This is a genomic window from Nesterenkonia sp., assembly GCF_029265375.1.
GTDB lineage: Bacteria > Actinomycetota > Actinomycetes > Actinomycetales > Micrococcaceae > Nesterenkonia.
In genome coordinates this window covers 1-9,486 of record NZ_JAJUJJ010000043.1, presented here as the reverse complement: position 1 = coordinate 9,486, position 9,486 = coordinate 1, and the positions used below count along the sequence as shown (strand labels likewise).

Sequence of the window (9,486 nt, the reverse complement as noted above, 5' to 3'; positions counted from 1 at the left end):
TACCGGCAGGTGTCATCGGGGCGTTACGGTGAATCATGGGAGACCTCCGTATCGGGTTGTGAGTGTCGTTACCCACACCGATATCGGAGGTCTCCTTTATCACTCAACCCCGTTCACAACGTTCCGGGGAACTACACCTAGCGCATATTGACGAACTGCAGGTCGGCGTCCTCAAAGTCCCGAAGCATGGTGATGACGGTCTGCAGGTCGTCCCGCGACTTCGAGCTCACGCGCAGCTCGTCGCCCTGGATCTGAGCCTTGACCGACTTCGGGCCCTCGTCCCGAATCAGCTTGGAGATCTTCTTCGCCGTCGGCTGGTCGATCCCCTCCTTGATGGTCCCCTCGATCCGGTACTCCTTGCCGGAGGCCTTCGGCTCGGAGGCGTCGAAGGACTTCAGTGAGATGCCGCGCTTGATGAGCTTGGATTCGAAGACGTCCAGTGCGGCCTTGGCCCGCTCCTCGGAGTTCGCACGGATGAGGATCGCCTCTCCGGAGAACTCGACTGAGGCACCGGTTCCGCGGAAGTCATAGCGCTGGCTGATCTCCTTCGCAGCCTGGTTCAGCGCGTTGCTGACCTCCTGCTTATCCACCTTGGACACAATGTCGAACGTCGATTCCTTTGCCACGGGCGGGCTCCTTTCGTCACAACTGCAGGGCCTCCAGCGTAGCGTTGAGGCTCTCCGGTGAGAGCGTGTAGGTGGTCACCAGCGCTGAGGCCCCCAGCACACCGGCGCGCCCGGAGGTTTGGGTCGCCACGATGCGCAGGTGTTTGGTGGCCAGCGGCAGCGAGCGCGAATAGATCGTCTCCCGAATGCCGGCGAGGAAGTGTTCGCCGGCCGTCACCACCAGGCCTCCGATCACGATGAGCTCCGGATTCAGCATGTTGACGCAGCTGGCCAGCACTGCCCCTACGTTCCGTCCGGCCTCGCGCACAGCTCGGATAGCGTCCAGGTCCCCAGCACGCACCAGTTCAGTCAGGGCCGCGTGGTTGGGTACGTCGAGTCCTCGCTCACGCAGCCGGGCCGCGATGGCCGATCCTGAGGCCACGGCCTCCAGGCAGCCCAGGTTCCCACACGTGCACGGTGTGCGGTCCTCCCCCGGAGCGGCGATGTGCCCCAGGTCCCCGGCGGCTCCCTGGGCGCCGTGCTGCAGCCGACCGTCACTGATGATGCCGGAACCGATGCCGGTGGCCACTTTGACGAACATCATGTGGGCGACGTCGGGGTACACCATGTCATGCTCCCCCAAGGCCATGATGTTGACGTCGTTGTCCACCAGGATCGGCACGTCAAAGGTGCGGCGCAGATGACCAGGGACGTCATACCCGTCCCACCCGGGCATGATTGGTGGGCTCGTCGGCCGGCCGGTGGCGAATTCCACCGGACCCGGAACCCCGACGCCGACCCCGATCAGGGGTGAAGCCTGCGCCTGATCGAGCAGCCGCAGTCCAGCCTCGGCTGCGGCATCCAGCACAACCTCCGGTCCCTGCGCGATGGCCAGCTCCTGCTCCTGCTCCACCAGGATGCGGCCGGACAGGTCCGTCACCGCGATCCGGGCATGGCTTCCCCCCAGATCTACTGCCAGCACTGACCGAGCCCGAGGATTGAATGCGAAAGTGCTGGGTGGGCGCCCCCCGGTTGATGAGCTCTCGCCCGCTGGAGTGATCAAGCCCGAGGCCAGCAGCTCCTCCACCCTGGTGGAGACGGTGGAGCGAGCCAAGCCGGTGCGGGCGGCCAGATCGGCACGAGTCCGGGGTGTGCCATCACGCAGCAGCTGAAAGAGGCTTCCGGCGCTGGACGCTGGTGCCGGTGCAGATGCAGCACCGTTCACCGAGCCGGGGATGACAGCAAAAGGCATGCAGACAGTAAACCACCCCCACTTCTGATCGACATAGTGCGGCGATGTCATTCGAAGTGAACAACTTTTGATTGACTAGCGGCAAAAGTGCGTCTACTGTGTGAGCATGGTCACAACGGATCAGGACTCGCGCCTGCTGCGAATGAGCGGCATCGTCAAGCACTTCCCCGGTGCTGCGGCGTTGGACGGCGTTGACCTCGATATCCGTGCAGGAGAGGTGCATTGTCTCCTCGGTCAGAACGGTGCTGGAAAGTCCACGCTGATCAAGGTGCTCGCCGGAGTTCACCAACCTGACGCAGGCGCTATCCGCTGGAATGGCGAAGAGGTCACCATCAGCTCGACCATGGACGCCCTGAAGCTGGGTATTGCTGCGATGTACCAGGAGCTCGACGTCGTGGACGGGCTCACCGTCGCGGAGAACATCTTTCTGGGTCACGAACTGGCCACCACCGGAGTCCTGCATCGGAAACGGACCACAGAGCACGCTGCGCAGCTGCTGGCACGGTTGGGCCATCCGGAGATCTCTCCGCACCGGGAGGTGGGCCAGCTTCCAGCGGCCGGCAAGCAGGTGGTTTCAATGGCCCGAGCTCTGTCCTACCAGGCACAGCTGATCATTATGGACGAGCCCTCTGCCGTACTGGACCCCGAAGAGGTGGACAACCTGTTCCGTGTGGTCCGCTCACTCACCGAACAGGGAGTGGCAGTGATCTATATCTCTCACCGTTTGGAAGAGATCCGGAGGATCGGCGACCGCATCACTGTGCTGAAGGACGGTCGTACAGCGGCCACCGGACTGGAGGTGGGCCAGACCCCCACCTCGGAGCTGATCTCCCTGATGACCGGACGCGAAGTGGTCACCGATTTCGGCGGCGCCCCCTCGGGTCCCACGGCGGAGGAGCCGGTGCTGGAGGTGGAGGACTTGGCAGTGCAGGGAGTCTTCGACCCGGTCTCCTTCACTGTCCGACCTGGGGAAGTGGTGGGACTGGCCGGTCTGGTCGGTGCGGGCCGCTCAGAAATTCTGGAGGCGCTCTATGGGGCTCGTCGGCGAACGTCCGGAACAGTGAAGATCCACGGCCGGGTCCTGCGGGCCGGGTCCGTCACCGACGCAGTCAACCATGGCATGGGCTTGGCCCCGGAGGAGCGCAAGAGCCAAGGACTTCTGCTGGACCAGCCGATCTATCGCAATATCACGCTGTCAACGTTCGCCCGGTTCGCCCGCGGACTGCTCCTCAATGAGCGTGCCGAGCGCCAGGCTGCGCGTCAGAAGGCTGAGGCGCTGCAGCTGTCACCGCCGGATGTGGACCGCCAGATCCGCACACTCTCCGGAGGCAACCAGCAGAAAGCGATGCTGGCCCGTTGGCTCGTCCACGGCTGTGAGGTGCTGCTGCTGGATGAACCCACCCGCGGGGTCGACGTCGGGGCCCGGGCAGATATCTACACCCTCATTCGCGATCTTGCCCGCCAGGGGACTGCAGTGCTGCTGGTCTCCAGCGAGATCGAAGAAGTTCTTGGACTGGCAGACCGGGTGCTCGTCGTCGCCGACGGCGCGGTAGTGCATCAGGGGCCGGCGGCAGAGATTGATGAGCACAGAGTCTTGGACCTGGTGATGGAAGGAAGCGCGGCATGAGCCTGGACAGAGCCTCAGAGAGTCACACCTCATCTGTGGAGCGGGATCTCAGCCCGGCCGGTGAGACCGGACCCACCGCTGCATCCCGCCTGAGCCTGGGGCACAGCCTGGGCCTGGTGCTGGCGCTGGCGGCACTAGTGGTCATCGGCATGCTCACCGGCGGGGAACGCTTCCTGAGTATGGACAACCTGATGGTGATCCTCCGGCAGGCCGCGGTCATCGGAGTGATCAGCGTCGGGGTCACTTTTGTCATCACCTCAGGGGGTATTGACCTCTCCGTCGGATCGGTGATGGGTCTGGCCACGGTGTGGGCCTCTACGTTGGGAACTCAGGCCCTGGCCAATGACATCCATTGGGGCGTGATGGTGCTCACCGCCCTGGCGGTGGGGGCCGGGTGCGGACTGATCAACGGCGTCATCATTGCCTACGGTCGCGTGGTCGCGTTCATCGCAACCTTGGCCATGCTGGTGGCAGCCCGCGGCTTCGCCGAGGTGATCTCCGGGCGCCAGACCCAGATCGTCTCTGTCCCAGACTTTCTCAGCACATTCCGAGCAGAGTTCCTCGGTGTGCCGGTGATCGTCTGGATCTTCCTCTTCGTCGCCGCCGCCGGCTGGTTCCTGCTGAACCGGACCACTTTCGGCCGTCGGACGATCGCGATCGGCGGAAACCCAGAAGCTGCGCGGCTGGCGGGCATCAAGGTCAAACGTCATCAGGTCAAGGTCTTTGCGCTGGCCGGACTCTGTGCAGGAATCGGCGCGGTGATGATGCTCTCACGCACCACGGCAGGCTCCTCCACCCACGGGTATCTCTACGAACTCGATGCCATTGCCGCGGTCGTCATCGGCGGCACGCTGCTGGCCGGCGGACGCGGAACCATCGTGGGGACAGTCCTGGGGGTCCTGGTCTTCGCCGTGCTGACCAACATTTTCGTGCAGAACAATCTCGACCAGTCCGTTCAGGCCCTTGTCACCGGCGCGATCATCGTGGTCGCTGTTCTTCTGCAGCAGCGGTTCGCCCGGGAGGGGCGCACTTAGCAGTATCTCCGCACCATCAGTCACTCATCCTTCCAAGGAGGAATCATGTTCGGCACTCACACTCGCAACAGGTGGCTGGCTGCCGCCGCCGTCGTTTCAGCTGGTCTGATGGTCTCCGGCTGTTTGAGCAACGACCCGGAAGCGGCAGCCGGCGATGAAGACAACGGCTCAGCCGCCGACTCCGCGCCGGCCGGCGACAATGCCGAACCCGGGGAAGAAGTGGTGATCGGTTTCTCCGGTCCGGCCGCCGGCCACGGATGGATGGGCGCGATCACTTCGGCGGCCCAGGAGCAGGGCGAACTGTTCGAGGACGTGGACTTGCGCGTCTCCGAAGGCACGGACGACGTCAACCTGCAGATCAGCCAGATCGAACAGTTCATCAATGATGAGGTGGACGCCATTGTGGTGCTGCCCTTTGACGGCGCAGCCCTGACGGAGGTGGCCATCGACGCCATGGAGGCAGGCATTCCGGTGGTCAATGTGGACCGCGAGTTCTCCTCCGAGTTCGCCGCGAGAACCACCATCCTGGGTGACAACTACGGGATGGGGGTATCCGCCGGCAACTACATCTGCGAGCGGCTGGGGGACCAGTCCGATGCCGTCGTCGCTGAAATTGCTGGGATTGATTCCCTGCCGCTGACCCAGGAGCGCAGTGCGGGCTTTGAGGATGCGCTCTCCGACTGCGGACTGGAGGTCAGCAACCGTGTCGCCGCGGACTTCACCGTGCAGGGAGGCGAAGAGGCGGCGTCGAATCTGCTGCAGGCCGCTCCAGAGATCGACGCTATCTGGAATCACGACGACGATCAGGGCGTAGGAGTGCTCGCCGCGGTGGAGAACGCGGGCCGCGATGAGTTCTTCATGGTCGGCGGCGCCGGTTCCGCCAATATGATGCGTGAGATCCAGGACGAGGACTCAGTGGTCGAGGCCACTGTCATCTACCCCTCCACGCAGGCTGCAGACGGGATACGTCTGGCAAGGCTGCTGGCTCAGGGACGCGCTATGGGCGACCTGGTTCAGGTGGAGGTGCCCCGTGAAATCCAACTGTATGCACCGGTGGTGACTGCCGAGAACGTGGAGCAGTACCTGGACCAGGCATTCGAGTCTTGAGGAGGCCCCGCAGATGAGTAAGCAGTCCAAGCCGCGCCTGGGCGTGGCGATGATCGGCTACGCCTTTATGGGCCGGGCCCATTCCCAGGCGTGGCGGACGGCCCCACGGTTCTTCGACCTGCCCCGTGCCCCAGAGATGACTGTGCTGGTGGGACGCAGCCAGGATGCGGCCGCTCGCGCCGCTGATCAGCTGGGGTGGGCGGAGGTTGAGACGGACTGGCGGCGGGCCATCCTGCGTGAGGACGTGGACCTGGTGGACATCTGCACTCCCGGGAACACACACGCCGAGATTGCCGAGGCGGCTCTTGAAGCCGGCAAGCACGTGCTGGTGGAGAAGCCCATGGCCAATACTGTGGCGGAGGCCGAAGCCATGACGGCGGCTGCCGAGGCGGCCCGGGAGCGGGGGGTGCAGTCCATGGTGGGCTTCACCTACCGCCGCGTTCCTGCAGTGCAGCTGGCCCGCAGGCTGGTGGCGGAGGGCCGCATCGGCGAGGTGCGGCAGGTCCGGGCCCAGTATCTGCAGGATTGGTTGGCCGATGAATCGGCCCCACTGTCTTGGCGGCTGGACCGGGCCTCAGCAGGGTCGGGAGCGCTGGGCGACATCGGCGCTCACGCGGTGGATCTGACCACGTTCATCACGGGACAGAAGTTCGCCGGAGTCTCCGGCATGCTGGATACTTTCGTCACTGAGCGGCCCGTATCCGAATCCTTCTCCGGACTGCACGGCACCGGCGGGGCCGAGCGAGGGCCGGTCACTGTGGACGACGCCGCGATGGGCATGGCGCGTCTGGAGTCAGGAGCGCCGGTGACCTTGGAGGCCACCCGGTACGCCTGGGGTCGGAAGAACGCTCTGCGCATCGAGGTGTCTGGAACAGCCGGGGCGCTCGCTTTCGACTTTGAAGAGATGAATGTTCTGCATCTCTATGAGGCAGAGACCGACCCCGCCGTCGCTGGTTTCCGCCGGATTTTGGTGACAGAGCCGGAACACCCGTACCTGGAAGCCTGGTGGCCCCCGGGCCACGGATTGGGATACGAGCATGGATTCACGCACCAAGTGGTGGATCTTGTCTCGTCCATACATGCCGGTCTGGCCCCGAGCCCAAGCTTTGAGGAGGGCCTGCATGTCCAGCGGGTATTGGATGCTCTGGAGCGCTCCGCGGGTGCGGAGAGCAGATGGACGCCGGTGCATGATCACTCCCGCTTGCCCACCACCGACGGCCGAACGGCCGCTGCAGCCAGTTGAAACGCTGAAGGAGCATATCGATGGGACGACCAGTCACCCTGTTCACCGGCCAGTGGGCCGATCTGCCGTTCGAGGAGGTGGCGCGATTGGCCGGCGAGTGGGGCTACGACGGCCTCGAAATCGCCAGCTGGGGCGACCACCTGGATCCGTGGCGGGCGGCAGAGGACGACTCCTACGTCCGCAACCGCCTGGACATTCTGGAGCAGAACGGTTTGAAGGTCTATGCGATCTCAAACCACTTGAAGGGCCAGGCGGTCTGTGATGATCCGATTGACGCACGGCACCGGGACATACTGCCTGACCGAATTTGGGGAGATGGAGACCCAGAAGGTGTGCGCCAGCGGGCGGCGGAGGAGATCAAGGCGACCGCGCACGCCGCCTCACAGTTGGGCGTCCGGACCGTCACCGGTTTCACCGGATCGGCTATCTGGAAGTATGTGGCCATGTTCCCGCCGGTGTCGCCGGATCTCATCGAAGCTGGATACCGAGACTTCGCGGATCGATGGAACCCCATTCTGGATGTCTTCGACGAGGTAGGTGTGCGGTTCGCGCACGAAGTCCATCCCTCGGAAATCGCCTATGACTACTGGACTACTCAGCGGACCCTGGACGCCATCGGGCACAGAGAAGCCTTTGGCCTGAACTGGGACCCTTCGCACATGGTGTGGCAGGACATCGATCCGGTGGGCTTCTTGTGGGACTTTCAAGACCGGATCTATCACGTGCACTGCAAGGACACGAAGAAGCGGCTGACCGACGGCCGCAATGGCAGGCTCTCTTCACACTTGGCGTGGGCGGACCCGCGCAGGGGCTGGGACTTCATCTCCACTGGACGGGGAGACGTCCCGTGGGAGGACGCCTTCCGAATGCTCAACGCCATCGGTTATCAGGGTCCACTTTCGGTGGAGTGGGAGGATGCAGGCATGGACCGGCTGGTCGGTGCACCGCAGGCGCTGGAGTTCGTCCGGTCTCATGCCTTCGAGCCCTCCGCCTCGGCGTTTGACGCGGCCTTCTCCTCACAGTGAGTCTCGCCGTTCAGGCGCGCTGCTTGGTTGCCCGCGCGATGAGAGCGGCGAGGTCGGCCAGCACTGCGGGGTCTTCGGGCAGTTGCGAGACGACCAGCCGCAGCTGGTCGTGTCTGCTGGCAGCGAGGTCGACCCCCTGGGCTGCCAGGTGGGCGAGCGCCTGAGCTGCATCCGGCGAGTGAATGGTGATGCTCCAGCTGCCAGGGCGGGAGGAGACGGCGAGTTCGGCCTGCTCAAGTGCCTCCACGGCCATGATGTGCTTATTCCGATAGTGGCGGCGCACCCCGGCCAGCGCCCGCCGGTGTGAGGCAGAGGTGATCAGGCCAGCGGCTGTGTCCTGGAGGATATAGCTGAGCGTTCCCCATCCGCCGCTGCGTTCGGCTGCGGCTCTTTCAATCAGTGCGATGGGACCCGCAAGCAGGCAGGGGCCCAGATCTGGGCCGAATGCACGTGCATAGTCCCGCACCCGCAGGGTTCGCTCCGGCAGAAGGGAGCTGAGGGAGCAGCCGGGGTCTTCGCTCAGGGGGCCCAGTGGGTCGTCTTCGATGATGGTTGACCCGCCAGGTCCCAGGATCGCGGCCAGCTGCTCGGCGCGTTTCGGTGAAAGGACATGGTGTCCGAATGCGCCGGATGGGGCGAGGACGAGGGCCTTGACCGAGCTGCTGATCGGACGCAGGGCTTCGGCGCACGGTCCGTCCCCGTCGGTCTCGACGGGAACCGGGCGCAGTCCCAGGTCACGCGCGACTTCCTCGATGCCGGGGGAGCAGGGGTGTTCGATGGCGATGGAGTCGCCTGGAGACGCTGCGGCGCGCATTGCCAGCCACATCGCTTCGCTGCCGGTGGAGGTGGGCAGCACTGTTTCAGCGCGGACGGGAAGGTCGCGCTGTGCCGCGGTGCGCAGCTGTTCGCTGAGCCGCGGTCGGTTCCAGCTGGAGAGGGTGGGCTGCGGAGCGTTCTGCTGAAGCGGCTCTGCGAGGTCGGGCAGCAGTGCTGGGTGCGGGCTGCCGAAACGCAGGTCGACGTGGGAGAACCCGGGGAACCGAGGGCGGGATCCTGTGCTGGGATCGATGACGCGGGTGCCCCCGCGCCGCCGAGTCTCCACCAGTCCGCGTTCGCGCAGGAGGCCCCAGGCTTGCGCGACGGTACCCACACTGACGCCGACCTCCTGGGCCAGATCGCGCACAGTGGGAAGACGTGAGTCCATAGGAAGCTGACCCTCCTCGATCAGCTGACCGACCTGTTCGGCAATTCCGGCGGGGGAACGTGTAGTCAGCCGAGTTGCAAGGTCAGTTGCGTCCAGCTCGGTCATGAGGGCACCTCCGTGTTGGCCCGGTGGGTCTGTGTCACAGATTACTTGGGCAGAGACGTGTGGGTGTGGGTTAGTCGGGTGGGTCGGGTTCGGTTCGGCTGTGGTGGATGGGGTGCCCGGCGGTTTTCAGGCGGTGGTGTCTGTGAAGCGCGCTGGGTTTCTTGGAGACTCCATCGTTTGGAAAGGAAGATGGAGATATGCCTACAGAGATCACTCCGGGGAACCCGAATACGCGGCGGTATTCCCGGCAGGAGAAGGAAGCCGCGGTCCGGATGGTCCGGCAG

At 64.6% G+C, this 9,486-nt stretch carries 8 protein-coding genes; 5 read left to right on the top strand and 3 right to left on the bottom strand.

The genetic code is table 11. The annotated features are described in order from the left end of the window. Positions 1-137: 137 nt before the first annotated feature. Positions 138-626, bottom strand: coding sequence for a YajQ family cyclic di-GMP-binding protein (locus tag Q1K09_RS12560; RefSeq protein WP_300345809.1), 489 nt, complete (start codon positions 624-626; stop codon positions 138-140). A gap of 16 nt (positions 627-642) precedes the next feature. Then, the gene (locus tag Q1K09_RS12555) at positions 643-1,857 is read right to left on the bottom strand and encodes an ROK family transcriptional regulator (RefSeq protein WP_300345808.1); all 1,215 of its coding nucleotides are present in this window, start codon (positions 1,855-1,857) and stop codon (positions 643-645) included. Positions 1,858-1,963: 106 nt separating this feature from the next. Between Q1K09_RS12555 and Q1K09_RS12550 the strand changes: the two genes are divergently transcribed. The 5 genes from Q1K09_RS12550 to Q1K09_RS12530 all read left to right on the top strand — a co-directional run bounded on the left by Q1K09_RS12550 (position 1,964) and on the right by Q1K09_RS12530 (position 7,893). Then, a complete protein-coding gene (locus tag Q1K09_RS12550) occupies positions 1,964-3,484 on the top strand; it encodes a sugar ABC transporter ATP-binding protein (RefSeq protein WP_300345807.1) in 1,521 nt (506 codons plus the stop codon). Between the two features lie 149 nt (positions 3,485-3,633). Further along, positions 3,634-4,518, top strand: coding sequence for an ABC transporter permease (locus Q1K09_RS12545; RefSeq protein WP_300345810.1), 885 nt, complete (start codon positions 3,634-3,636; stop codon positions 4,516-4,518). A gap of 45 nt (positions 4,519-4,563) precedes the next feature. Beyond that, on the top strand, positions 4,564-5,625 hold the full coding sequence (locus tag Q1K09_RS12540; RefSeq protein ID WP_300345806.1) for a substrate-binding domain-containing protein: 1,062 nt from the start codon (positions 4,564-4,566) through the stop codon (positions 5,623-5,625). A gap of 13 nt (positions 5,626-5,638) precedes the next feature. Then, positions 5,639-6,868 carry a Gfo/Idh/MocA family oxidoreductase gene (locus Q1K09_RS12535; protein WP_300345805.1) on the top strand — a complete coding sequence of 410 codons (1,230 nt, stop codon included), beginning with the start codon at positions 5,639-5,641 and terminating at the stop codon, positions 6,866-6,868. A 20-nt stretch (positions 6,869-6,888) separates the two neighbouring features. Then, positions 6,889-7,893, top strand: a complete 1,005-nt coding sequence (locus Q1K09_RS12530; RefSeq protein ID WP_300345804.1) for a sugar phosphate isomerase/epimerase family protein — start codon at positions 6,889-6,891, stop codon at positions 7,891-7,893. Between the two features lie 10 nt (positions 7,894-7,903). Here the strand turns inward: Q1K09_RS12530 and Q1K09_RS12525 are convergent, their stop codons facing one another. Further along, entirely contained in the window at positions 7,904-9,202 is a 1,299-nt protein-coding gene (locus Q1K09_RS12525) for a PLP-dependent aminotransferase family protein (RefSeq protein WP_300345802.1), read from the bottom strand. Between the last annotated feature and the right edge of the window lie 284 nt (positions 9,203-9,486).